Annotated in this window: 30 protein-coding genes; 25 read left to right on the top strand and 5 right to left on the bottom strand. The window is 43.7% G+C overall.

The window, feature by feature from the left end; all coding sequences use genetic code 11:
• Positions 1 to 198: 198 nt before the first annotated feature.
• The 3 genes from ACXACN_RS07780 to ACXACN_RS07770 are packed head-to-tail and all read left to right on the top strand — an operon-like array spanning position 199 to position 3,175.
• Entirely contained in the window at positions 199 to 1,464 is a 1,266-nt protein-coding gene (locus ACXACN_RS07780) for an ammonium transporter (protein ID WP_474963572.1), read from the top strand.
• Between the two features lie 26 nt (positions 1,465 to 1,490).
• Positions 1,491 to 2,456, top strand: coding sequence for a DUF294 nucleotidyltransferase-like domain-containing protein (locus ACXACN_RS07775; RefSeq protein ID WP_474963570.1), 966 nt, complete (start codon positions 1,491 to 1,493; stop codon positions 2,454 to 2,456).
• A complete protein-coding gene (locus ACXACN_RS07770) occupies positions 2,453 to 3,175 on the top strand; it encodes an exonuclease domain-containing protein (RefSeq protein ID WP_474963569.1) in 723 nt (240 codons plus the stop codon). Before ACXACN_RS07775 ends, ACXACN_RS07770 begins: the two co-directional genes overlap by 4 nt.
• 144 nt (positions 3,176 to 3,319) lie before the next feature.
• Here the strand turns inward: ACXACN_RS07770 and ACXACN_RS07765 are convergent, their stop codons facing one another.
• Positions 3,320 to 3,457, bottom strand: coding sequence for a hypothetical protein (locus ACXACN_RS07765; RefSeq protein WP_474963568.1), 138 nt, complete (start codon positions 3,455 to 3,457; stop codon positions 3,320 to 3,322).
• A gap of 122 nt (positions 3,458 to 3,579) precedes the next feature.
• Here ACXACN_RS07765 and ACXACN_RS07760 point away from each other — a divergent pair, with 122 nt between their 5' ends.
• The 5 genes from ACXACN_RS07760 to ACXACN_RS07740 are packed head-to-tail and all read left to right on the top strand — an operon-like array spanning position 3,580 to position 5,163.
• A complete protein-coding gene (locus ACXACN_RS07760; protein ID WP_474963566.1) occupies positions 3,580 to 3,774 on the top strand; it encodes a hypothetical protein in 195 nt (64 codons plus the stop codon).
• Positions 3,775 to 3,795: 21 nt separating this feature from the next.
• Positions 3,796 to 4,272 (top strand): HIT family protein, encoded by a 477-nt coding sequence (locus ACXACN_RS07755; RefSeq protein ID WP_474963565.1) that lies wholly within the window; start codon positions 3,796 to 3,798, stop codon positions 4,270 to 4,272.
• Positions 4,265 to 4,723, top strand: a complete 459-nt coding sequence (locus ACXACN_RS07750) for a hypothetical protein (RefSeq protein ID WP_474963563.1) — start codon at positions 4,265 to 4,267, stop codon at positions 4,721 to 4,723. Before ACXACN_RS07755 ends, ACXACN_RS07750 begins: the two co-directional genes overlap by 8 nt.
• 10 nt (positions 4,724 to 4,733) lie before the next feature.
• The gene (locus ACXACN_RS07745) at positions 4,734 to 4,895 is read left to right on the top strand and encodes a hypothetical protein (RefSeq protein WP_474963562.1); all 162 of its coding nucleotides are present in this window, start codon (positions 4,734 to 4,736) and stop codon (positions 4,893 to 4,895) included.
• Positions 4,896 to 4,917: 22 nt separating this feature from the next.
• Positions 4,918 to 5,163 (top strand): hypothetical protein, encoded by a 246-nt coding sequence (locus tag ACXACN_RS07740; RefSeq protein WP_474963561.1) that lies wholly within the window; start codon positions 4,918 to 4,920, stop codon positions 5,161 to 5,163.
• A gap of 50 nt (positions 5,164 to 5,213) precedes the next feature.
• Here the strand turns inward: ACXACN_RS07740 and ACXACN_RS07735 are convergent, their stop codons facing one another.
• Positions 5,214 to 6,212, bottom strand: coding sequence for an LLM class flavin-dependent oxidoreductase (locus ACXACN_RS07735; RefSeq protein WP_474963559.1), 999 nt, complete (start codon positions 6,210 to 6,212; stop codon positions 5,214 to 5,216).
• A 192-nt stretch (positions 6,213 to 6,404) separates the two neighbouring features.
• On the opposite strand from ACXACN_RS07735, the gene ACXACN_RS07730 reads away from it, so the two are divergent.
• The 6 genes from ACXACN_RS07730 (at position 6,405) to ACXACN_RS07705 (ending at position 9,829) form a co-directional block, all read left to right on the top strand.
• Positions 6,405 to 6,566 carry a hypothetical protein gene (locus ACXACN_RS07730; RefSeq protein WP_474963558.1) on the top strand — a complete coding sequence of 54 codons (162 nt, stop codon included), beginning with the start codon at positions 6,405 to 6,407 and terminating at the stop codon, positions 6,564 to 6,566.
• 115 nt (positions 6,567 to 6,681) lie between these two features.
• Positions 6,682 to 7,374, top strand: a complete 693-nt coding sequence (locus ACXACN_RS07725; RefSeq protein WP_474963557.1) for a DUF1538 domain-containing protein — start codon at positions 6,682 to 6,684, stop codon at positions 7,372 to 7,374.
• On the top strand, positions 7,371 to 8,141 hold the full coding sequence (locus ACXACN_RS07720) for a DUF1538 domain-containing protein (protein ID WP_474963555.1): 771 nt from the start codon (positions 7,371 to 7,373) through the stop codon (positions 8,139 to 8,141). Before ACXACN_RS07725 ends, ACXACN_RS07720 begins: the two co-directional genes overlap by 4 nt.
• The gene (locus ACXACN_RS07715) at positions 8,095 to 8,823 is read left to right on the top strand and encodes a P-II family nitrogen regulator (RefSeq protein WP_474963554.1); all 729 of its coding nucleotides are present in this window, start codon (positions 8,095 to 8,097) and stop codon (positions 8,821 to 8,823) included. The genes ACXACN_RS07720 and ACXACN_RS07715 overlap by 47 nt, the downstream gene beginning before the upstream one ends.
• Positions 8,824 to 8,827: 4 nt before the next feature.
• Positions 8,828 to 9,352, top strand: coding sequence for a GNAT family N-acetyltransferase (locus tag ACXACN_RS07710; RefSeq protein ID WP_474963552.1), 525 nt, complete (start codon positions 8,828 to 8,830; stop codon positions 9,350 to 9,352).
• Positions 9,353 to 9,430: 78 nt separating this feature from the next.
• A complete protein-coding gene (locus tag ACXACN_RS07705; RefSeq protein WP_474963550.1) occupies positions 9,431 to 9,829 on the top strand; it encodes a hypothetical protein in 399 nt (132 codons plus the stop codon).
• Between the two features lie 35 nt (positions 9,830 to 9,864).
• Here the strand turns inward: ACXACN_RS07705 and ACXACN_RS07700 are convergent, their stop codons facing one another.
• The gene (locus ACXACN_RS07700; protein WP_474963548.1) at positions 9,865 to 10,050 is read right to left on the bottom strand and encodes a hypothetical protein; all 186 of its coding nucleotides are present in this window, start codon (positions 10,048 to 10,050) and stop codon (positions 9,865 to 9,867) included.
• A 323-nt stretch (positions 10,051 to 10,373) separates the two neighbouring features.
• Here ACXACN_RS07700 and ACXACN_RS07695 point away from each other — a divergent pair, with 323 nt between their 5' ends.
• The 8 genes from ACXACN_RS07695 to ACXACN_RS07660 all read left to right on the top strand — a co-directional run bounded on the left by ACXACN_RS07695 (position 10,374) and on the right by ACXACN_RS07660 (position 19,875).
• Positions 10,374 to 11,651 (top strand): ABC transporter substrate-binding protein, encoded by a 1,278-nt coding sequence (locus tag ACXACN_RS07695; protein ID WP_474963546.1) that lies wholly within the window; start codon positions 10,374 to 10,376, stop codon positions 11,649 to 11,651.
• A 111-nt stretch (positions 11,652 to 11,762) separates the two neighbouring features.
• The gene (locus tag ACXACN_RS07690) at positions 11,763 to 12,671 is read left to right on the top strand and encodes a carbohydrate ABC transporter permease (protein WP_474966829.1); all 909 of its coding nucleotides are present in this window, start codon (positions 11,763 to 11,765) and stop codon (positions 12,669 to 12,671) included.
• A 14-nt stretch (positions 12,672 to 12,685) separates the two neighbouring features.
• On the top strand, positions 12,686 to 13,501 hold the full coding sequence (locus ACXACN_RS07685) for a carbohydrate ABC transporter permease (protein ID WP_474966827.1): 816 nt from the start codon (positions 12,686 to 12,688) through the stop codon (positions 13,499 to 13,501).
• Between the two features lie 79 nt (positions 13,502 to 13,580).
• Positions 13,581 to 14,594, top strand: a complete 1,014-nt coding sequence (locus ACXACN_RS07680) for a LacI family DNA-binding transcriptional regulator (RefSeq protein ID WP_474963544.1) — start codon at positions 13,581 to 13,583, stop codon at positions 14,592 to 14,594.
• 30 nt (positions 14,595 to 14,624) lie between these two features.
• Entirely contained in the window at positions 14,625 to 15,971 is a 1,347-nt protein-coding gene (locus ACXACN_RS07675) for a GH1 family beta-glucosidase (RefSeq protein ID WP_474963542.1), read from the top strand.
• A 187-nt stretch (positions 15,972 to 16,158) separates the two neighbouring features.
• Positions 16,159 to 19,116: a carbohydrate binding domain-containing protein gene (locus ACXACN_RS07670; RefSeq protein ID WP_474963540.1), complete on the top strand. Its 2,958-nt coding sequence runs from the start codon at positions 16,159 to 16,161 to the stop codon at positions 19,114 to 19,116.
• 100 nt (positions 19,117 to 19,216) lie between these two features.
• Positions 19,217 to 19,459, top strand: a complete 243-nt coding sequence (locus tag ACXACN_RS07665; protein WP_474963539.1) for a hypothetical protein — start codon at positions 19,217 to 19,219, stop codon at positions 19,457 to 19,459.
• 98 nt (positions 19,460 to 19,557) lie between these two features.
• A complete protein-coding gene (locus tag ACXACN_RS07660) occupies positions 19,558 to 19,875 on the top strand; it encodes a hypothetical protein (RefSeq protein WP_474963538.1) in 318 nt (105 codons plus the stop codon).
• A 40-nt stretch (positions 19,876 to 19,915) separates the two neighbouring features.
• Here the strand turns inward: ACXACN_RS07660 and ACXACN_RS07655 are convergent, their stop codons facing one another.
• Together ACXACN_RS07655 and ACXACN_RS07650 are read right to left on the bottom strand one after the other, a co-directional pair.
• Positions 19,916 to 20,422, bottom strand: a complete 507-nt coding sequence (locus ACXACN_RS07655) for a GNAT family N-acetyltransferase (protein WP_474963536.1) — start codon at positions 20,420 to 20,422, stop codon at positions 19,916 to 19,918.
• A complete protein-coding gene (locus ACXACN_RS07650; protein WP_474963534.1) occupies positions 20,419 to 21,408 on the bottom strand; it encodes a glutathione S-transferase family protein in 990 nt (329 codons plus the stop codon). The genes ACXACN_RS07655 and ACXACN_RS07650 overlap by 4 nt, the downstream gene beginning before the upstream one ends.
• 203 nt (positions 21,409 to 21,611) lie before the next feature.
• Between ACXACN_RS07650 and ACXACN_RS07645 the strand changes: the two genes are divergently transcribed.
• The 3 genes from ACXACN_RS07645 to ACXACN_RS07635 all read left to right on the top strand — a co-directional run bounded on the left by ACXACN_RS07645 (position 21,612) and on the right by ACXACN_RS07635 (position 23,668).
• Positions 21,612 to 22,178, top strand: coding sequence for an RNA polymerase sigma factor (locus tag ACXACN_RS07645; RefSeq protein ID WP_474963533.1), 567 nt, complete (start codon positions 21,612 to 21,614; stop codon positions 22,176 to 22,178).
• A complete protein-coding gene (locus tag ACXACN_RS07640) occupies positions 22,171 to 22,971 on the top strand; it encodes an anti-sigma factor (protein ID WP_474963532.1) in 801 nt (266 codons plus the stop codon). Before ACXACN_RS07645 ends, ACXACN_RS07640 begins: the two co-directional genes overlap by 8 nt.
• Positions 22,972 to 23,209: 238 nt before the next feature.
• Complete coding sequence (locus tag ACXACN_RS07635) at positions 23,210 to 23,668, top strand: nucleoside deaminase (protein ID WP_474963530.1); 459 nt, start codon at positions 23,210 to 23,212, stop codon at positions 23,666 to 23,668.
• Positions 23,669 to 24,106 lie beyond the last annotated feature (438 nt).

The raw sequence follows: 24,106 nt of genomic DNA, 5'->3' as shown, positions 1-24,106 counted from the left end.
CCAATCTTTTGGGATCTTTTTTTTGCTTTCATACTTAATGAAAAGCCTATTAGAATGGGGTTTTATGCAACTTAGAGAATTTCCATCATACCTTATGTTAAGAAACCTGACATTTATAGTTGTGTAAATATTGCGACTTTGATACAATGCTTAATAACATAAGATGTTATAAAATCTGACATAAGGGGAGTTAAGAGAATGGACGCTACTTTTTTAATGAACAATCTTTGGATCATCGTCTGTACGATCCTGGTTTTATTGATGCAAGGGGGATTTATCCTACTTGAAGCAGGGTCGACACGAATGAAGAATGCAGGCCATATTGCAGGGAAAACAGTATTTACAGTAGGAATTGTTTCTGTAGTATTTTGGGCTTTAGGGTATGGACTGATTTATGGTGAAGGTAATGGATTCATAGGATTTTCTAATTTCTTTTACGGCGATGCAACGACGATGGGGGAAGGTCTTGCGGGATCCACTGACTTTTTGTTTCAGTTGGCGTTTGCAGCCATCGCCATGACAATTGCTTTCGGTGGCTTTGCTGAGAGGGCTAAACTTGTCGCCTACGTCATTTTCGCAGTATTGTTCTCTATTCTCATTTACCCTGTGATTGCTCACTGGATCTGGGGTGGCGGCTGGTTAGGAGCGCATGGGAAGCAGGACTTTGCCGGCTCAACGGTCGTTCACCTTACAGGTGCTATGGCAGCATTAGCGGCAACGATCATTTTGAAACCCCGGATTGGAAAATACAACAAAGATGGTTCTTCCAATGAGATTGCGGGACACAACCAGGTGTTTACAGCATTAGGCGTCCTCCTTTTATGGGTGGGATGGTTCGGATTTAATGCAGGAAGTACGTTTGGGGTAGCGGATGCATTCTTTGGCTATGTAGCACTTAATACTCAATTGGCTGCAGGTGCGGGTGCCATCGGTGCGATGCTTATGGTTTGGATAGTCACAGGGAAAGCTGATGTGCCGACAACGTTGAATGGCGCCCTGGCTGGTCTTGTTGCCATTACAGCCTCCTGTGCTTTCGTTGAGCCTTGGGCTGCTGTCCTTATCGGATTGATCGGTGGAGGAATTGTATTCTTCAGTATGCGTTTCTTCGATAAAAGAAGAATCGATGATCCAATTTTCGCTCTCTCTGTACACGGTGTTGTGGGTGTGTGGGGAACTTTGTCCAATGGATTATTCGCAACCCAGGAACTCGCTACGGTAGGTCGTCCCGGTCTATTTTATGGTGGTGGATTCGAGCAGCTTTGGGTGCAGACCCTCGGAGTTGTAAGTAGCGGATTGTATGCATTCATCGTTTCTTTCATCATACTGAAGATCATGGATAAAGCGATGGGAGGTCTTCGTGTATCTGAAGAGGAAGAGATCATGGGTCTAGACTTGAGTGAACATGGCGGATATGGATACCCGGAGAATTTGACACCTCCTCAAAAAACAAAATCGGGAGCGTAAAGACATAATCATAAAGGATGGAATGAATGTTCAAGACATATGAAGAAATCAAGCGATGGCGAGAAGATATGATTGAATCTGTAAGGGATGATCATTTTCAGTTGAACGCTTTTCACGATCAATTGATTCACCATACTTTCCATCTGGCAAAAGAAAAGGTTGAAAGCGAGCAGGGGCCGACTCCTGCTCCTTTTGCATTTTTTTTGATGGGTAGTGCGGGAAGATACGAGCAATCATTATGGAGTGACCAAGATCACGGAATTCTATTTGATGGGGATGAGAAGGACCAGGGCTATTTTTTATCCTTGGGAAAAGAAATAGAAGATGGGATGGCTACTGTCGGTTATGAACGCTGTGAGGGGAAGGTGATGGCTTCCAACCCTTTGTGGTGTCAATCGTTGAATTTGTTCACACATCAAATAACAGACTGGCTGAAAGACGCGGAGTGGCAGTCGCTCCGTCACTTTCTTATTTTCTTCGACTCAAGAGTGTTGGTAGGCAACTCAGACCTGCTGCTCAACGTCAAAGAGGCTTCATTCACTGTTATAGATGAAAACCCAGCACTTATGACAAGGTTGATGGATAATGCCAACTATGTAAAAAAAGGTGTAGGCGTGTTCGGGCAGCTGCTGCCGGATTACAGTGGGGAGAAAAAAGGTCAATTTAATTTGAAACAGACGGTTTATTTCCCATACATTAATGCGTTGAGGATCCTGTCACTTTTTCAACAGGTGAAAGAATCTTCAACGTTGTCCAGGTTTGAAGCTCTACGTTCAACGTATCCTTCGCTAACTGAATATGAACATGGATTCCGTCAGTTTCTCAAGCAGCGATTGGAGTTGAAAAAAGACGCTGGAAATTATCAAGATGTCCATAAGATCAGGGTGGAACAGTTATCGAAAGAGGAAAAACAGCAGCTGAAAAAGCAGGTCAAGATCGCACAAAAACTGTACCAAACGGCCAAATCCATCATCAATGAGGAACGTTTATGAACCCTTTTGTGCAATTCGTCAAAGATTTGTCCGGAAAACTAGGCGGTGGAATTTCCTCATTGAATCAAAATAATCCATCCAATATGGCCTATCTGAGGAACTTAGAGAGAGAAATGAAAAATGAGAATACGCTTGAACTTCCTTTTGACGACTTGAATGTTACAGTTTTTGATTTGGAAACGACCGGTTTCTTTCCATACAATGGCGATCAGATTCTATCCATAGGGGCCGTAAAAGTGAAAGAGAATCGTATCGTGGATACCCAAACGTTTTACACGTTGGTAGAGACAGATGCGGTTCCTTCCCAGGAAGTCACGCAATTGACAGCCATCACTAGAGACATGATTGAAGTGGCGCCGCCTCTTCGAGATGCTTTGAAGAGTTTTTATGATTACGTGAAAGCGGATGTGCTTGTCGCTCATCATGCAAGTCATGAGAAGCAATTTATGAATCATGCCACATGGATCGCCTTGAAAAAAAGATTTCAGCATCGAATTGTAGATACAGCCTTTTTGACAAGGATTCTTCATGGACAGCAAGGGATGACAACTCTGGACGAATGTTGTGAGCACTATGGAATCGAGATAAAAAAGCGTCACCATGCACTTTATGATAGCCTGGCGACCGCGGAATTGTGGGTTGTCTGTATCGAAGCATTGAAAAAAGAAGGGTTTGCAAATTTGAGTGATATCTATGCCCAAATTGCAACAATGGATTAGAGGTCCAATAATCTTATGGTGATATGGGTGATTTAACGGCAAGGAATATGAGAGTACTGCTTTGTGGAGCAAGTGATTCATGCATAATAAAAAAATTTTCATGATAGAAAAATCCTGAGGGGGAAACCTCAGGATTTTGTTCGTTTAGGCATTTGCTCCTGGTCCTTGCTTAGGGCGATTCCGGTTGGTGCGGTGACCAACTTCTTCTTCAATCGGCAAACTTTCTTTCGGTGTTTTATTGTTCGTTTTTGCTGCGTTCATCTGTGATGTTCGTTTTCCCATCTTCATCAACCTCCTCTTAGGAGTAGTTTGTATAGAAGGAGAAAAGCTCAGACGAGGAAATTTTTTCTTCCATGAAACCTTCCATTAAAAAGAAACGTAGGAATAGATGGGAGGTGGGCAGAATGACACAATGGTTAAAAAGGAGGAAATCCGTATGGAAACGGCGTAGAAGAAAAGTTGACAAGCGCGGCGTTTTTGATTTTCTGCTCGAACTATTGTTTTGGATACCTGAGCTAATCATTTTCCCGATCCGGGTGGTTGCCTGGTTATTAAAAGAGATCTTCAAATGGATCGGTCTCATTTCCGATGTCACATAAAAACAAAAAAGGAGGGATGATATGCGTACAATCACATTTTCGAATGGAGAAACAGTGGATGTCGACTGTCTTAGTTGTGCATTGACCAGTGGCAAGATTGAACCGGAAGGGGGAGTCATTGCTGAAACTGAACATTTCCACGCTCACCAGGATGTCGCCTACCCAATTCGAGGGTTAGTCATTGTAGCATCCAAACGGCACATCAAAGGGCTTGATGAATTGACGGAAAAAGAACAACTGGATTACATTACGTTCATCACGAAAATCAGGAAAGCACAAAGAGATGTCTTAGGGATAGAAAGCGTGTACTATTTTTATAATGAAGACACGACCCATCACTTCCATTTATGGATGGTTCCCCGCTACGACTGGATGTATGAATTCGGACGTTCAGTGGAATCGGTTCGTCCTGTCTTACTTCATGCACGAAAAAACGTAGTGGATCATACACAAGTCAAGGAAGGAATTCATTTATTAACAGAGGCACTGAATGAGTAGAGTGATCCTCATCTTCGGTTTCTTGCTTCTTGTCCTAAGCATGACGGTTCACGCTTCTGAAACATTTGTGATCAGCGAGGGAGCAGCCGGCGGATATTATTATCAAGTGACCAAAGATGAAGGTACATACACCTGGTTGATTGAAGGAAAAGACCGGATGCAGACGGTCATAGAAACAGAAGGAAATGAAAAAGAATTAGAATCCTTCCGGTCCGCTGTACAAAATGCGGACAGTCATCTCACTACTCTCTGGATTGCAGGTATGTTCTTATTCATTGTTTCAACAGTCACTGTTCTTCTATTTAAGAATCAAAAGCACGTGGTTATAGAGTCTTCACCTGTCATCATCCTGACCCTGTGCGTATCGATCTACATAGTGTTTACGGCTTCCTTTGAACTCAATCAGACGTTACATGAAGCGGAGGATATCTTCCAATTACTGATCAAATAGGAGGGGTTGGATGTACACCATTTCTATGGTGCTTTTTACATTTTTGGTTTGTTTTGCGATCAGTTCCGCCCTTAATCTTTTATTAAAGACGACGAGAAAAATGGACTGGGCCGTTTCCGTATTGCTGAGTGCCGTCCTTGCTCTGTTTCTTGTAGGTTTTATGGGAGGCTGAAGTGAAAAAGGGGGTGAATACAGTGGCGCGTTTACGGACATTAACGATTGTACGATGGATTGTTGGTATGCTTGTATTAATCTTGAGCGGCTATGGATTATGGACAGATGATTATAGGGTTCTTCCTTTCATGCTATTGATGCTTGGGGTTTTGATGTTTGTGTTAGGGATGATAAAGATTGAAAAACACAAAGGTGCTCAATCGATTCTTCCTTTTCTCACGGCTACAGTTGTCTTTGTCTTTCTTTTTTACTCTTATGTCATTTAATCATAAAGCCCCCTGGGGTACAGAGGGCTCTAAGAGCAAGTCTTTCGTAATCAGCTATTGATCAGTTCTGCCACAATTTCGTAGGAGCGCAGACGAGCATTGTGGTCGTATATTTGTGAAATGACCATCATTTCGTCCGCTTGCGTCTCCTCCTGGAATTTCTCCAACTGTTCTCTTACCGTCTCTTTACTTCCGATAATAGAAGCACCAAGTTGCTGTCTGAGTGCAGCTTTTTCCTGTGCCGTCCATACTTCATCCATGTCATCTACAGGTGGCTGCAGCAGGTGGTTCGTGTTCCGGACGAGATTCAGAAATTGTTGCTGTAGAGACGTTGCCAGTCTTTCTGCTTCTTCATCTGTATCTGCAGCGATGACATTGACGCCTACCATGACGTAAGGTTCCTCAAGAATTTCAGATGGCTGGAAACTGGAACGATACAAATTCAAAGCTCCACGCGTGTTGTTCGGTGAGAAATGGCTGGCAAAAGAAAACGGCAGTCCAAGCTGCCCTGCGAGCTGGGCGCTGAATCCACTAGAGCCGAGAAGCCAAATTGGAACATCCAGCCCTTCACCTGGGATTGCCCGAATTTGGTGGTCGCCGGAGAAGTAACCTCGTAACTCATCCAACATGGCAGGAAACTCATTCGGATCAGAGTCCAGGTTTCTTCGTAACGCTCTTGCAGTCATACCATCTGTTCCTGGTGCACGTCCAAGTCCTAAGTCCACACGTCCCGGAAACAATGTTTCAAGTGTACCGAACTGTTCTGCAATGATGAGAGGAGCGTGATTCGGAAGCATCACACCACCAGACCCAACGCGGATCGAATCAGTGTGGTGCAACACATGACTGATGGCTAAGGATGTTGCGGAACTTGCGATAAAAGGCATATTGTGATGCTCAGCCATCCAATACCTTGTAAATCCCCATTTCTCTACATGCTGGGCAAGGTCCACCGTATTTTGGAACGCATCCGCTGGTGTGCCTCCCTCAATGACAGGGGCAAGGTCGAGGACCGAGAATTTTATATGTTCTAAACCTTTTACAGACATCGAATAACCTCTTTTCTATTACACTTTATGTTGAGCGGGTGCTAAACCCTTTACTACACTTAACATCACTTATCATATCAGCTGTATTTCGTGTCTCAAAATAATTTGTTTGAAACTTATTCCAGATACAAGCGTCTATTTTCAAAAGGATGTAGCTTGATGTTTGTCTAATGATGAGAAGGAGGGGGTCTTTTGTTTAAACGGTTGAAGTCCTTATTTTCACGAAAATCTTGTGCGATCTGTAAGAAAAAACCTGTGGATCCGAAGGGTTATGAAAATGACCAGGGGGAATCGGTTCTCGTCTGCAGACATTGTGTCCCTTATGCTGAACGGCGAGCCATGAGAAAAAGGTAAGTCACTGATCTCTATCATGATTGCCCGTTTTTGATGATATAATGGATACAGAAAAACTTTTAGAAACCCAACATCTATTTACAAGCTCCTCAACTTTTTAAGAAGGAGGCTTTAGATGGACAATATAAAAGAAACGTTTCTTGAAGTCGTCCTATCCATCCTTCCCATCACCATCGTTATAACCATTCTTCAATTCACCTTAGTCTGGCTTCCTTTGGACATGTTCTTCCAATTTCTCATCGGGGTCGTGATGGTCGGGGCAGGTCTTGTGCTGTTTTTGCTTGGTGTCCATATTGGATTGTTACCGATAGGAGAAATGATTGGTTCTGCCTTGTCTAAAACGAAAAGGGTGTGGCTGATCGTTTTTTTTGGTTTTCTCCTCGGGCTCGTGGTAACCATAGCAGAGCCTGATGTCCGGGTGCTTTCCTCTCAGGTGGATCAAGTATCAGGGGGCCAGATTCCTATGGATATCCTTATTCTTTCTGTTGCGATCGGAGTAGGTGTGTTTGTTGCTCTCGCGATGTTTCGAATCATCTTCAGTATCAACATCGTATATATGCTTGCCGGAGGATACGCGCTCGTTTTTCTATTGGCAGCCTTTACCCCGGCGGTCTTCGTCCCGATCTCCTTTGATGCTGGTGGTGTGACCACTGGACCATTGACAGTACCGTTTATCCTTTCGCTCGGTGTCGGCGTGGCTGCAGTCATGCGTGGGAAATCATCATCGGCGGATGGATTTGGACTAGTTGCCCTGGCATCGATCGGCCCGATTTTATCCGTCCTCCTATTAGGGGTGATTTATGGGTGAATATTAAAATCTTCGACGGGTTTTGGCATGTCCTGTTTGATGTTGCGACAGCGCTTATCCCTTTATTCTTCTTATTTCTTCTATTTCAATTCGCATTCCTTAAGCTCCCTTGGAAAAAATTGCAGGATATCTTGATCGGCTTCCTGTTGACGTATGTAGGTCTGGCTCTTTTTCTACAAGGGGTTCATATCGGTTTCCTCCCGGTTGGGGGCATGATGGGAGAAAAGCTGGGAGCCATGGAACACACTTGGCTGCTGGTGCCTATCGGTTTTGTCCTCGGCTTTGTGGCCATTTACGCAGAGCCTGCGGTCAGTGTACTGACCCACCAGGTTGAAAAAGTTTCTGGAGGATATATCCCGCAAAAATTGCTTCTTTATACACTTTCGTTTGGTGTCGGTCTATCCATCGCTCTTTCTATGGTGCGGATTATCATCGGGATCCCCATTTGGTATTTTGTGGTCCCTGGCTATTTGTTCGCGTTGATCATCGTTCGGTTTTCCAATAAAACATTCACATCGGTCGCCTTTGATTCTGGTGGAGTAGCAACAGGCCCGATGACGGCCACATTTATATTGAGTTTATTCGTAGGCATTGCCTCTGTCACAGAAGGGCGAGATCCTTTGTTGGACGGGTTCGGAATGGTTGCTCTCGTCGCTTTGGCCCCGATCATTTCTGTCCTTACTCTAGGTGTGATCTACAGAAGAAAGGAGCAGGAGCAGTATGAAAAAGACCAAATCCGCACAAAAGCTCATAGTAACGATCGTTAAAAAAGAAAAAGCTAAAAAAGTTGTCCATGCCTCTACGCTCGCAGGTGCCCAAGGGGGAACAACCTTCTTTGGCAAAGGATTCAGAATGGATGAAAAGAAGCGGTTTCTCGGCATACCTGTAGAAAGGGAACGAGAAGTCATCTTAACTCTTGTCTCTGATTCTATATATCCGTCGGTCATGGATGCCATTATTCAAGCAGCAAAATTGAACCGTCCACGCCACGGCATCGGATTTGTCATCGATACGAAAAATATCAGCGGCATCAATCATATGATCGGCCTGGGACTTGAACCGGAAGAATACGCAAGTGAGGATGTGAGGCAGGTGGAGAAGCAGAAAATGTCCTATGATCTGATTGTGACCATCGTCAACAAAGGGGATGCAGAAAAAGTCGTGGATGCTTCAAAAGAAGCCGGGGCAGAAGGTGGGACCATCATCACTGGACGAGGAACAGGGATCCATGAAAAGGCGAAGCTTTTCAACATTTTGATTGAACCTGAAAAAGAAGTGGTGCTGACATTAATTGTGAAAGAAAAGTGTGATGGTGTTCTACGTGCGATTGAGCGAGGAGCCAGACTGGATGAGCCGGGCAGGGGAATTGCCTTTGTGCTGGATGTCGAACGTACCGTAGGAATCAACCATCTATTAAACCAACAATGGAGTCAAGACATGAAGGAGTGAACGCATGCAAATCAGAGCAGAGAGAAAAGAAGACTTTCAAACCATCGAACAAGTCATTGTAAGAGCTTTTAAAAAAGAAGAAATGAGTGATCAAACCGAACATCAACTCGTAGGAAGGTTGAGGGATGCAGACGCCTATATCCCTGAACTTTCCCTCGTAGCTATAGAAAAAGGTGAAATTTTAGGTCACATCATGCTGACGAGAATAACGATAGGGGAAAGAGATTCTGTGAAATCTCTGGCCCTCGCCCCTGTTTCTGTACTTCCTTCCTATCAAAATCAAGGAATAGGAAGAGCGTTGATGAAGCACTCTCTAGAAAAAGCTAAGGAATTAGGGTTTGAATCTGTCATCGTCCTTGGGCATCCAGGGTACTATTCTACATTTGGTTTTCAACCAGCTTCCCACTACGGGATCAATGCGCCTTTCGAAGTTCCTGATGAAGCGTTTATGGCTTTAGAGTTGAAAAGAGGGGCGTTAGAAAAGGTATCAGGTCCTGTCCATTATTCACCGGAATTTTTACAAGCATAAAAAGCCGTCCTAAAAAATCAGGTGGCCTATGTCTGCGCGCGGGTCATCGATAGGATTAGGGGATAAGGGGGAAAGAAGTTGAGGAAGTTTCTCATTTCTATAATGGGGTTGTTTGTTCTCCTTACCGGATGCAGTTCAGAAAAAGAGAAACTGGTGAATGAAATAAAGTCCGAGGTAGAAGGGCGGTATAGTGTTCTCGCTTTCAAAAGTGAGGAGGATTCTGCAGAAGAGTTTCAGCAGGAGATCAACCAGATGTTTCATGATCCTGAAGTTTGGGAGAAGAGGCTCTATTCATTTAACATCCTCACAAGCATCCCCGATGAACCCTATGACTATAAGAAACTCTTAGAAATTGAAGAGTTGCCGCAATTTATCGTGTTGGATACAGAAGGAGTCATTTTTCGGACTCCATTCATAGAGGACTTGGAAATTTTCCTGTTAGGGGATGAACAACACTCCTCCCATGGGCATGAATAAGCGGAAGCTTGAGAGCTTCCGCTTTTGTTGTGCTTCTAAAAAGGTTTGGAATGTTTCGGGTCTGATGATTTTTTTGCAGCTCCATGGTCATAATACATTTCTTCATAGGTTTCTTTATTTTGATGCGCCATATTGACATGAGGCTGGCTTCTTCTCTTGCGCTCGAAATAAATGGAAAGACCAATCAACACGATCGGGATCAACAGCAAGAGCCATAACATATTTCGTTCCTCCTCAATGTTTTTGGCTTACAGTAACCCTATTCCCCTTTCGTAGAGTTTCATGCTCACTATGACAAGAAATGCGACGAACGGACTGCTTCTCGTAATAAATAAACCCTATAGATCCTGTATATGGAAATTAAGGAAACCGGTTTACTAAAAATCGCATTTATTTATGAAAAAATCTGAAAAAAGCATTGAAAACGGATTCATATGTCGTTATAATCAAGCTAACCTAATAAATCAATTGATTTTTTTTAAACATTAACGAAACCGGTTTCGTTAATGAGGGGGAAGTAAAATAACGGAGGAATTTGAAAGGAATGGTGAAAGTGAAAAAGCATGTATCCGTCGTTCTATTGTTGGTCTTATCGATGTTTCTTTATGCGTGTAGTAGCGATGAAGAATCTGCTTCAGGCGAAGGCAAAGTCACTCTTGATTTTTGGGTGTTTGGAGCGACCAACTATGAGGCATTAGCAGAAGAATACGAAAAAGAAAACCCAGATGTTACCATCAATATCAAAAACTCTGAGTTGGGTGATCACCACGATAGTTTGTTCACATCCATTTCAGCAGGTACGGGTGCACCGGATTTGACGATGATCGAGGTCGATCAGCTGGATCGTTACCGCGAAGCGCAAGATCGTTTTGTTAACTTGTACGATTTAGGCGCGGAAGAAGTACAAGATCAATACTTAGATTGGAAATGGAAAATGGCTGAAAATGGAGAAGGCGATTTCTTGTTCGGTTTACCTACAGACATAGGTCCAAAAGCAATGTACTTCCACACAGAAGTTTTCGAAGAAGCTGGACTACCGACAGATCCTGATCAAGTTAGTGAAATGATTTCCACTCCTGAACAATTCGCAGATGCTGCGACATCTGTATTGGATAAAACAGGCAAGCCAATGGTCGACAGTATGGAAATGGCCTTCCGTGCAAACATGGATGCTCTTCAAGTCAGCTATTTCAACCGTGATGGTGAACTATTGCTTGGTGAAGCAGACAATGGTGTGAAAGAAGCTTATGATTACGCTGTTGAACTCAATGAAAAAGGCGTTGTAGGATCATTCGAAATGTGGACACCAGAATGGGCGAATGCATTGAACCAAGGTGGATTTGCTGTAGAAATGGCGCCTGCATGGTTGAAAGGTTACATGACTGAAAATGCACCAGAAGGCGCAGGTAAGTGGAGAGTAACGACACTTCCAACAGACTTTGCCGGAAACTGGGGAGGTTCTTATGTAGCGATTCCTTCTGAAACGAAACATAGTGAAGAAGCGTACAAATTCGCTAAATGGATGCTATCTCCTGAGAACCAATTAGAGTCCTTCGTTGAAAGTGGATTGTTCCCATCTGCTCCAGAAGTGTACGAAATGGAAGAATTCGTAAACAACTCTGATGAGTACTTCGGTGGGCAAAACACTGCGGCATACTTTGCAGAAGCAGCACAAGAAATTCCTGAAGTGTACAAAGGACCGAAATACGTAACAGTGAACAATGAAGTGTTGACGGCTCTTAGAAATGTCCAAGAAGGCGCAGATCCTGAAGAAGAATGGGAAGCGGCTGTCAAACGAATTGAAGGTCTAGTAAGTCGTTAGAACGTTTTCGGGGCTGGATGGATACATCCGGCCCTCCTACATAAAGGAGGGAATCGAGTGGAGAGTGTACAAAAACGTCAGCATGCCTCAAAAGTGAAATCCACTACCCAAATGTCTGAAAAGAAAAAAGATATGCTGTCTGGATATTTATATATTGCACCCTTTTTCATCATTTTTGGAATCATTGGTCTTTATCCAGCTGTTTTCAGTATCGTATTGGCCTTCCAGGATTGGAATGGACTTGGAGAGATGGACTTCGTAGGATTAAGTAACTTTGCGATCGTCCTTCAGGATCCTTTGTTCTGGAAATCCTTATATAACACAGTCATTATCGGATTGATGGGGACAGCCCCGCAATTAATCGTCGGTATTATATTAGCTTACTTCCTGAACATGGCTGTCATTCGTTTCACGAACTTTTTCCGTGTGACGATTTTTATGCCATACATCACATCGATGGTAGCCGTTGCTTTGGTATTCGGGGTGTTTTTCAGTAGTAGTGAAACAGCTCTTGCAAACTATGTGATTGGTCTTTTCGGTGTTGATCCAGTCAGTTGGAAAACATCCGAATGGGGAGCGAAAATTGCTATCTCATTAATGGTTTTCTGGAGATGGGTCGGATATAACACCATCATCTACCTGGCAGGTCTGCAAAGTATTCCAAAAGACTTGTATGAAGCGGCAACTATTGATGGAGCTGGGAAAGTTCAACAATTCCTTCATATTACCATTCCAATGTTGAAACCATTCATTATCTTAACAGTGTTCATGTCTACGGTAGGTGCCTTGCAGTTGTTCGCAGAACCAGCAGTATTCTTAGGTTCATCCGCTTTCAACCGTGATGAAGCCATGACCGTCGTTATGTATCTGTATCGTGATGCGTTCAATCTAGGATCATTCGGAACAGCTTCAGCGACAGCGGTATTGCTATTGATCATCATTGTAAGTGCAGCAGCAATCAATACATGGTTGACTTCTGGAGTCGGTCGTAAGCAGAAAAGGAGGGCGTTTAAGAAGTGAGAAAAGCTAAAGGAATGAAAAAAGGGACGCTTCCCGTTTACATCATCTTATGGATCGCCTCCATTTTATCCATCTTCCCATTTTATTGGATGTTTGTCATGGCGACCAGGCCGAGTGCCGCTTACAACTCGATCCCTCCGACACTATTGCCGGGAGATCAACTGGTACAAAACTTCATGAAAGTCCTGGATACGATTCCATTCTTCCAGGCGATGTGGAATACGATTCTATTATGTACGACAGTAACCATTGCAGTGCTATTGATCAGCTCATTGGCAGGATTCGCTTTTGCGAAGTTCCAGTTCCCAGGTAAAAACTTTTTCTTCATCTTGATCCTGTTGACGATGGTTATTCCTCCTCAGCTGGGATTGATACCACAATTTTATCTCGTTTCCCAATTAGGATGGTTGGATACGTTACTTGGAGCAGGGGTGTTGTTCTTACTAAATCCATTAGGCATCTTCTTAATGCGTCAATACATCAGTGAGTCCGTACCGGACGAGTTGATGGAAGCAGCGAAACTTGATGGATGTTCGAACTTCAGGATTTTCCGGAGCATTGTCCTTCCGATTATCAAACCAGCCTTTGCGACCTTAGGCATCATCGTTTTTACGCTCGTATGGGGAGAGTTCTTATGGCAGTTCACCGTCTTGCGTGACCCGGCGTCTTACACCTTGCAGGTAGCCCTTGCTTCATTGAACAATGCGTTCCGTGTCGACTTTGGAATGCTGCTTTCAGGCGTATTCTGGGCTACGGTTCCATTGATCATCATCTTCTTGATCTTCAATCGCTGGTTCATTTCAAGCATCACTGAAGGGTCGATTAAGTAAATCTATGCCATCCCCTCTAAATTGTTGATACAATAGATGGTAACCACATAACGGCTAGCTTTGAAGGAGAGAACAAGATATGGACTTAACAATACGTGACATAGCTAAAATGGCCGGTGTGTCTCCAGCCACTGTTTCTAAAATCATCAACAATTATGGAGGCATCAGTGAATCGACCAGAAAGAAAGTCTATAAGATTATCGAAGATACAAAATATCAACCTACGTTTTCAGCCAAGTCTCTGGCTACGAAGAAATCAAACCTGATCGGGCTGATCTATGCCGGTAAGATCAATGTAGACTTTACCCACCCTTTTTTCAATGAAGTCGTCAATTCATTCAAAAGGGCGGTCGGGTCGTTAGGTTATGACCTGTTGCTATTTTCAAATGAAAAATTTTATAAAGGCGAAAGCAAATACCTGGAAAGGTGTAAGCATTTCCATGTCGATGGATGCCTTGTCATCGCCGGTGATGAAATTGAAGAGGCTGTTCATGATATTGCGAAAAGCGATATTCCTTGTATCGGGATTGATTTGAAGCTGGAAGGTCCGAGATCCAGCTACATTATGACAGACAATGCAAAAATCGGAGCGAAGGTCGTGGAGTATCTTTATTTAAACAAAGTCCGTAACATCGCCTACATTGGCGGGAAACAAAACTCCCTTGTATCAAGCATCCGGAACATCGGATTCATCGATTCTATGAACCAATTTGGACTGACGATTCATAAAGACTGGATCTATTATGGCGACTTTTTCGAAAACAGTGGATATGAAGGTATGAAACAGATTCTGAAGGGAGACCGTCTTCCAGAAGCTGTCTTCGCAGCTTCCGATATGATGGCTCTTGGAGCATTGAAGGCCATCAAGGAAGTGGGATTGTCTGTCCCTGAAGATATCCAACTGATCGGGTGTGACGACATTGAAGCCTGTCGATATAGTGATCCACCACTGACAACTGTGAAACAAGACAAACAAAAACTAGGAAAGCTAGCGGCGTACATGCTCGAAGATTTGATGAAAGACGAGCATGACATTCAGGATGTCAAAGTGGACCCGGAGCTGGTGCCACGAGCATCTACCATAGAACGCTAGACTCCTAAAGATTAACTGGAGGTAAAGGCAATGACAACGATACAATTTCCTGACCAATTAAAATGGGGAGCAGCGACTGCATCCTATCAAATTGAAGGAGCGGCGAATGAAGGAGGACGTACACCGTCAATTTGGGATGTGTTCTCCCACACCCCTGGAAATGTGAAAAACGGTGATCACGGGGATCACGCGTGCAACAGTTACCATATGTACAAAGAAGACGTGCAGCACTTGAAGGAGCTCGGAGTTGACTTGTATCGCTTCTCGATTTCCTGGTCCCGTGTCATTCCTGACGGGACAGGGGAATTGAACCCGGAGGGCGTCGCGTACTACCGCAACTTGATTCAGGAACTTTTAGATAACGGAATTGAGCCGATGATTACACTCTACCACTGGGATCTCCCTCAAGTATTGCAGGAAAAAGGCGGGTGGGAAAGCCGTGAGACGACAGATGCGTTCTTATCGTACGCCAATGCAATGTTCAAAGAGTTCGGCGGCCAAGTTAAAAAATGGTTGACGATCAATGAACCATGGTGCGCTTCTTTCCTATCTAACTATCTAGGCATCCACGCACCAGGGAAAACGAGTTTGCAAGCAGGTGTTGATGTCGCCCATCACCTATTGCTCGCCCACGGTAAAGCCGTCCAATCTTTCCGCACCCTCGTGCCGGATGGAGAAATCGGTTATGCCCCGAACGTAGGTTGGCTTGAGCCGTACAGCCCGAATCAAGAAGATGTTGATGCATGTAAACGCGGGATGATGTGGCAGAAAGAATGGTTCATGGATCCAGTGTTCAAAGGTACATACCCGGATACGTTAGTCAAACTCTTTGCTGAAAACGGCGCGACCTTAAACATGGAAGACGGAGACCTTGAAATCATCTCTCAACCGATTGATATGATGGGAATCAACTATTATACAGGCAGTCTTGGGCGTTACAAGGAAGACGGAGGATTGTTTCAAGTGGAAGAAATCGCTTTGGACGAACGCCGTACAGACATCGGCTGGCCGATCTATGGTGAAGGCTTCTACTACACATTGAAAGATCTTCATGAGACGTACGGAGATGTTCCGATTTACATCACGGAAAATGGAGCCTGCTATAACCATGGTGTAGAGGAAGATGGTAAGGTACATGACACAGAGCGTGTTGAGTATCTCAAGCAGCACTTGACTTCCCTAAACCGTGCTATGGAAACTGGCGTACCGATCGTCGGGTATATCGTCTGGTCACTCTTAGATAACTTTGAGTGGGCGGAAGGGTATGATAAGAGATTCGGCATCATCCATGTAAACTTTGAAACATACGAGCGTACAAGAAAAGACAGTTACTACTGGTACAAAGAGACAGTAGAAAATCACAAATTTGAAGTATAAATTTTTTTGACCTTGAGGGAAACCGGTTTCGTTCTATTTCAAATAGGAAGATGCTCGTTTCCCTTTTTTTTATCCCAACCATTCATAAAAATTTCTTCCATTTAATTTAAGGAGGAAATCATTTGATAGATGACCCAAACCTCTTAGATGGATGACACCCAGTTTATAAATTAAAGGAGGAAACAGATTGAAAAAAATCGTTTATGGTTTGATTGTGCTGTTTATGGTTTTAGGAAGTGTTACACCTGTTCATGCTAAAAAGTCAGAAGGGAAACAAGAAGATGGAATCGATTGGTATGACGAAGGACTATTTGATGGGTTGAACAACAAGAAAAATGAAAGCGCATCCATGAAACGCGGAGAGTATGCTGTTGTTCTTAGTCATCTGTTTGGTGTACAGAAGAAAGAAGTGGTTCAGAAGCTACAAGAAGCAACGGGTTCAAAAGGGAAGCTCCGGTCTGTAATTAAACAAGAAGAAGCAGTGAAAGTGTTAACAGAATTTCTACCCTACCCAGTTGAAGGCGCGCTTAATTCCTGGGATGATTCGAATAAACCAGTGAAGCGTAAGCATGTCTTCTCCTTCGTGGACCGTTACATCGATGCCTATTATAACGAGCAAGGAGAATACATAGGGCAAGACATCAAGGGGAATGGATGGATCAATGCTTCCGGTGTCACGCTACGTGATTCTACAATTCATGGCGACTTATTCATTGTTAGTGGGGAAGACATCCTTTTAGACAAGATCACGGTATCTGGAACGGTTTATATTCATGAAGACATTCAAAATGAAGTGGCTACTGTGAATGCTGAGCTTAACAAAGTTTTTGTATATGATGGGTCTGAAAAAGCTTCGGACTGGTCACTTGTCTGGAACGATGAATTTTTATCAGAAGAAATCGATACAGACAAATGGAGCTACGATATTGGGAACTGGCTCGTGGACGACCAAGGGTCACCTGTTGCTCCTGGTTGGGGGAACAATGAACTGGAATACTATACGGATTCCGGTGAGAATTCTTTTATTGAAGATGGAAATCTAGTTATCAAAGCTGAAAAAGAAGAAGAACCAATCACGGACGAATTTGGATCTTATGACTACACATCCGCCAAGTTGAAGACAAAAGGTCTCTTCAGTAAGAAATACGGAAAATTCGAAGCGAAAATGAAACTTCCAGAAGGTAAAGGGTACTGGCCGGCGTTTTGGATGATGCCGGAAGATGATTTGTATGGACCTTGGCCGACTTCAGGTGAAATTGACATTATGGAAGCAGCTGGAGACGATCCGAGCACAATCGGAGGTACAATTCACTATGGAGAAGAGTACCCGAACAATACGTACAAAGGAAAAGAGTACCATTTTTCTGAAGGGGAAGACTTTACAGGATATCATACGTACTCTGTCGAGTGGGAACCAGGGGAAATCCGCTGGTATGTAGACGGAAAACTATATCAAACATTGAATGACTGGTTCAGTAAAGGGAAAAACCAGGCGGATCAATATGCTTTCCCTGCACCTTTTGATCAGGAATTCTACTTGATTCTGAATCTCGCTGTCGGTGGCTGGTACGGAGGGAATCCAGATGCAACGACCGAATTCCCTGGTCAAATGGAAGTGGATTACGTACGTGTCTATGAATTAACAGGAAGAGAATATAAAGAACCGGTAGAGCCTGTCGTTGAAAAAGAAACGCTTCCTGAAGATGCGAAACAGCCTCTAGAAGATGGCAACTTCATTTACGATCAGAACTATGAAAAAGAGATCACGCTAGTCGATGAGCCTCAAGATGCGCCACATCCGACAGACTGGAATTTCTATAAGCTTCCAGATTTCGGTGGGGAAGGAACACTCACGATTGATGATGTAAACGGTCAACCGTTTGCTAAGACAGAAATCAGCAATCCCGGAAATGCTTTGTGGTCCCTGCAGCAAATCCAGCATCTGCCGGTTATAGAAGGGCAAACGTACAAAGTGACGTTTGATGCGAAATCCGACACTAACCGGAAATTAATGACGAAGGTTTCCGGAGGCGCTGAGAGAGGGTATGCGAATTATTCTGGTGAAAAAACGGTGGATTTGAGTGAAAGTGTTCAATCCTACGAGTATACCTTCACCATGAATCAAGACACGGACTTAGCTGCGCGTCTCGAATTCAATATGGGTGGCGGTACAGCACCAGTCTGGATTGGGAATGTGCGTGTAGCAGACATTACAGATGAAATCGCAGAGGATTCTTCAAAACCTGCCCTGGGCGATGGGAATCTCATTTACAATGGTACCTTTGACCAAGGGGATATGAGTCGCCTCAACTATTGGAATCTGAGTTTGCAAAATGGTGCTGAAGCTGATGACGTTGTTCCAGAAGCGACACGTGAAGCTGAAATCGTCACCGAGAATAAAGGGGGACAACCGGAAGACATTCTTTTCACGCAGGCAGGAATCCCTCTTGTTGGAGGACAGGAATATAAAGTGACATTCCAAGCAAAAGCCTCCCAAACACGAGACATTCAACTAGACGTTGTGAATGAAGACGGTTCTGTGGAGTATTTCAAAAAAGAAGCTGTTTCCCTGACCACAGATATGAAGGATCATACATTAACATTCCAGATGCCTGAGAATATTGCAGATGAAAATGGACAATTAAGATTTTTACTCGGTGGGGAAGCTGGAGATGTTTCCTTTGATCACGTCCGCATGATTCACATCAAACCTGTCGACCCTTCTCCTTTAAAAAATGGTGATTTCGCGAAAGGGTTGGACTCCTGGTCATCATACATCCACTTTGATGCTCAAGCTCAGGTTTCCATTATCAATGAATCTCTCTCTGTGGATATTGTAAATGGAGGAAATGAAGCATGGAGTGTTTTGGTGGAGCAGCCAGGTCTTTCCTTAAGTAAAGATGTCACGTACTCTTTATCTTTTGATGCCGCTTCCACTGTTGAGCGGGACATTGAAGTAACTTTAGAAAACGCGGGATATTACCGTTACCTAAGTGAAAAAGTTTCGTTAACGAAAGAGATGCAAAGCTATACATTCGAACTTGTCATGCCAGCGGATGACTCGACCTCTCTGAAGTTACTAATGGGGCAGGTTGCTGATGCTCATGAGATTACCTTTGACAATGTCGTCCTTAAAGTGAAATAAGTAGAAGCACGCTCCTTCCTCGAAGGGGCGTGTTTTTTGCCCATCCCTTTCCTAGATAGGCACATATGATAAATAGAACATTTGGAAAGGGGCGGTTGATTTGGATCGAGTCTATCATCACGGCCACGGCACGTATATCCCCGGATATGGGTACCATCATGGCCACGGCACGTACATCCCTGGATACGGCTATCATCATGGTCAAGGGACCTATGCACCAGGACATGGCTATGAGCACGGGCACAGCACCTATGTGCCGGGGTATGGATATCATCAAGGACATGGAAGTTATCAGCCATGGTACGGTGGGTATCACCATAGTCATGGGGGATTTTACGGATAAATGGATAGAAAAAAGGAACTTTCCATACGGGAAGGTTCCTTTTTTTAATGGCCGATGCATAAGATGCTTGTACATAGACTTATAGAAAGGGCGATAAGATGAAAAAAGTTTATCCCTTCTTACTGCTCGCTGCTGTTTTTGGTTTGGTGGGGTACATGGAGTCACCAAGAATGAATCCGGAAGATCATTTCCAATCCCCTGTAAGTACAGAAGAGAGTGAAAAAGAAGCTGTGGCTGATCAAGGGCCAGACGAACCATCAACAACGATGGAGTTGGAGCTCGTCCATGAGGGGACGAAAGTGGTGGAAGGAGCAAAAGTGGAGGCCTACCGTGAATATGAAATCTACAAAGATTCTGATGGGAACATTATTAAGAAGGTACCTACTGAACACTACAACTATTTAAGGTATGAATGATGAAAAGGGTCACTCTAATGCAGAGTGACCCTTTAATATCCTATATTGAGCGACGGAAAGCTTTCACGATGATCCCATCGTCTGCAGGCTCAAAATCGTGTTCCGGCAGCCGCTCGAATCCGTAGTGCTCATACAAGGCAATGGCGTCTTTCATAAAATCACCGGTGTGCAGACCGATCTCCGCATACCCTTTCGCTTTCGCTCTATGGATGCATTCTTCTATCAAAGCCGAAGCGATTCCTTTCCCGCGTGCTTGGGGGATGACAGCGAGTACTCGGATTTCAGGATAATCGAGTGCATCCACGAACCCTTCATACGCGTCTGTCTGGGCTGGAAAAAGAGCAACACTTCCTAGGATGTCTCCATTTACTTCCGCCACGATTAAATCGACGCCTGGCTGTTGATCAGCTTCAGAGGATATCGCTTTTTTCAGTGCCTTCCAATGTTCTTCCGGAATAGAACCGATATGGTCTTCGTAAGCAGCGATTCTCAGCTTCCGGATTTCAAGTATTTCTTCTTTCTTTGCATTCCGAATCATTATAGTCATGTCGTTCTCCTTTTTTCATAAAACTTTTGTTCCGACTTACTTAATTTCTCACGATGGTGAGGGGACTCCCACACATCGAGTTCCGGACCTTTCGGCAGAATCTTTTCCTCTGTGTGTTCAGGGTCGATGGTAATGGATAAATGATAATGCTGTTTGATCGCATGAAAATCAGTCGTTTCCCCAAATCCTTCAGTCTGGTAGAGATCCCGGGCATAGCCCCAAAGATTTGGGAATTCACGGATCAGGTTCCGATTTGTATTAAATCCGTTGTAATAGGCCACATCAAAACGAGCAAGGGTCGTATAAAGCCTCACGTCAGCATCTGTGATGAAGTCTCCCATCAGAAAACGGTTTTCAGACAAATGCTTTTCAACCTCATCGAGGCGGGTGAAGAGCCGATCATACGCTTGTTCATACGCCTCCTGGGACTGCGCGAAGCCACATTTATAGACTCCATTGTTGATGTCATGGAAAATGACGTCGCTCCATCGATCGATTTCTTTTCTGTGTTCTTCAGGGTAAAGATCAGGAGCCTCTTCTTTATGAAAAGGAGCCCAGGCCGTCTCGAAGTCTGTGGTCAAGTTGAAATAATCATTGTTCACGGCTTTTTTCTCATCAATATCAACCATCACGGGTACAGTTGGGCGACCTTTATAGTCTGGATCAGCATGAAAGTAGATTTCACTTACATATTGTATGCCAAGTTCAGGGTCTTTGCAGTTTTCATCCAGGGAGAATTCCCAATCGACACGGTCGATTTGCGGGCGAAGAGGACTTGCCGTTCCAAGACTGATCGCGGAGTCCAGTCCGAGAATTTTCCGGACAATGACGGCACGATGAGCCCAGGGACAAGCGGGAGACCAGAGGAGACGATATTTGCCAGATTGAACGGGGAGTTCTTCACCGAACGATGCCGTGAAGCGGTTTGTCTGGCGTTTGAAAGAACCGTCCTGATTAATTTCTGCAGGTTTATTTTTAGAACTCATAAAATATCCCTCACTTTCAAGATAATCGTTACTTTGTTTATCGCATGTTCTTAATCAAGGGTCAACAAAAAAGCATCGGTCGGAAGAAATTTTCACGAAAAATGATCCGACACTCGTTTTCTTTCGTATGCTTTGTGAAACGTGAAAAATCTCCTTTTAAAAGATATACTAGAGAGACTATGGCTGAAAAAAGGGGAATTGGAATGAGCAAAACGACGGACGATGAGCTATACGACCGAATACGCAATAAAGACAAAGCGGCTCTCGAAACCCTCTACAACCGGTATGAAAAATTATTGTATTCTTTTGCCTATCGAATGATGAAAGACCAGCAACAAGCAGAAGAAGTGATGCAGGATGTTTTCATCAAATTGTGGAGAGGCAAGGGAGCCGGTCAATACGTGAAAGAGCGCGGCAAGTTTTCAAGCTGGCTGTTGACGATAACGAGAAATGCCTCCATCGACTTGATCAGAAAAAAGAAAGTCCAGGAAGTGGAGTGGGATCAAAGGGATTCCTTGAATGAAGAAATGCCCGGTGTTGAAGAAATCGTCACAGATAGAGAAGAACGTGATCAATTAAGAAAAGCGATCGACACCTTACCTGATGAACAGCAACGGATGATTTGCCTTTTTTATTTCCAGGGATTATCTCAAAGAGAAATCGCTGAGAAATGTGACATTCCCCTTGGCACAATCAAAGGACGGGTCCGGCTCGCATTGAAAAAACTGCGCGAGCATTTGGATGAGAAAGGGGGGACCACCGATGAATAACAAACAATGCGAGAATGTCCTTGATTACTTGAATGACCAGCTGACAGATAAAGAAAAAGAAGCATTCGAACAGCACTTACGGGAGTGTCCGGACTGTCAAGAAGAAGTGCAGGAATTGGAAGATATCATGGGCGATTTCTCGTCTTATATCAAAGAATCCACACCTCCAGCTGGGATGAGGGAGCGCGTTCTTGATGGCGTCTTCAATAGTGAAGAAGAAGCACTTGAACCGACTCCATCACAAACGAACGTGACCCAACCGAAAAAAGCGAACCGCTGGAAAGTTTGGGCTGGGGCGCTTGCTGCGGGTCTCCTCTTATCCGTTGGTGGAAATATATTTGCGGGGTTACAGCTTCAACAGCTATCTTCGCAAAATGAAAACCTGGAGTCGAATCTCTCTGATCTTCAAGTCGCCCTATCGGAACTGGAAGATCGTGAAAGTGAGAATGATGATACGATGACCCCAACACAACGGACACAACTTGCCACAACAGGTGAAACCGGATCTGGAGTAGCTACTTTTGTGGATCGCAGCATAGGATCTGAGCTTCTTGTCCAAGTGGAGGAATTGAGTCAGCTTGAAGGAAACCAGGTTTATCAAGTATGGCTGATTGAAGGAGAAAAACCAGAACCTGCCGGCGCATTTACGACGGATGGTAAAGGAAACGGAGCGGTGACATTCCGAATCGTTGAAGATAATCAAAAGTCCTGGGATGCGATCGCCATCACGAAAGAACCACAGCCGAATAACCAGCTTCCTGAAGGAGACGTCGTTTTACAGGCAGAGCTTTAGAGTATTTATTGGAGGTCGACTTATCGAGTCGGCCTCTTATTATTAAGGGATGCAAATTTGATAGAAGGAAGGTTTTATCCTGCTTTCAATACGAGGTGAATCTTCCTTTCAAAAATTTAAAGGGATGTTCGTTTCAAAGATCGGGTATTCTATGGTCTGTAAGAGTAGGTAACCGGATAGCATGAGAACTGCTGATCCTATATAATGGAGGAGAATTCAACAGGAATGGAGTGCTTCTATGACGTACAACGACGAATATTTCATGAAAATAGCGATTGAACAAGCATCAAAATCGAGAGCAGAAGGAAATGAACCGTTTGGTGCCATCCTGGTTAAAGGCAATGAGATTGTAAAAATCGCTGAGAACAAAGTACATACTCACTCAGACCCTACCTACCACGCAGAAATAGGGCTGATCAGAGATTTTTGTTCAGAGAACCAGCTATTTGATTTGAAGGATTATACCCTTTACACCAGCTGTGAACCTTGTGTAATGTGTTCAGGTGCAATGGTATGGTCTAATCTTGGTAAAATGGTATATAGCGTTACCCATGATCAGTTAGCAGATATCGCAGGGGACAACATCATGATTCCTTGTAAAGAGGTTTTCGCGAAGAGCCCAATGAAGCCTACAGTAGTAGGAGAAGTATTGAATGACGAAGGCTTGAAAGTATTTGATGGATACACATTTGGATAAAAAAGTTGAATATGAAGATTACCCCAGATGAAATTTCTTTAGTCTGGGGTTTTTGGTGATTCACCAATTAAATGGTGTCTAGAATCCGCATAGATAAATGTATCTGTATTGGACATTACAAGCTGGTATTTTCTGAGAGAATGTCTCAAGTCTTAAATTACATAACAAGAATGGTTTTCGTAAAGTTAGACGAAGAGAACGTATAGGTGGAATGGCTGGCGTGAGGTTATTGTTATCTTGTTAGAAAAAGCGTAGTAATGAAGTAGGAGTTTAGTAGACGAATAGCGATGTAAAAGCATCGATTTCTTGTATTGAAATAAAGAAGTTAAGAAAGATTGTAGGAAATAACAGGATTTTAGTTTAGATCCGGTTTTTTATAAAGTGTAAATTATTGCAGTATGAGGTCCAGGATCAGTTACTTACAAATGAAAAAGCTGC

This window comes from Halobacillus sp. AWM4_238, from assembly GCF_056158265.1.
Note: the sequence above shows the minus strand (reverse complement) of the source record. Positions and strands in the feature narration are given on the sequence as shown.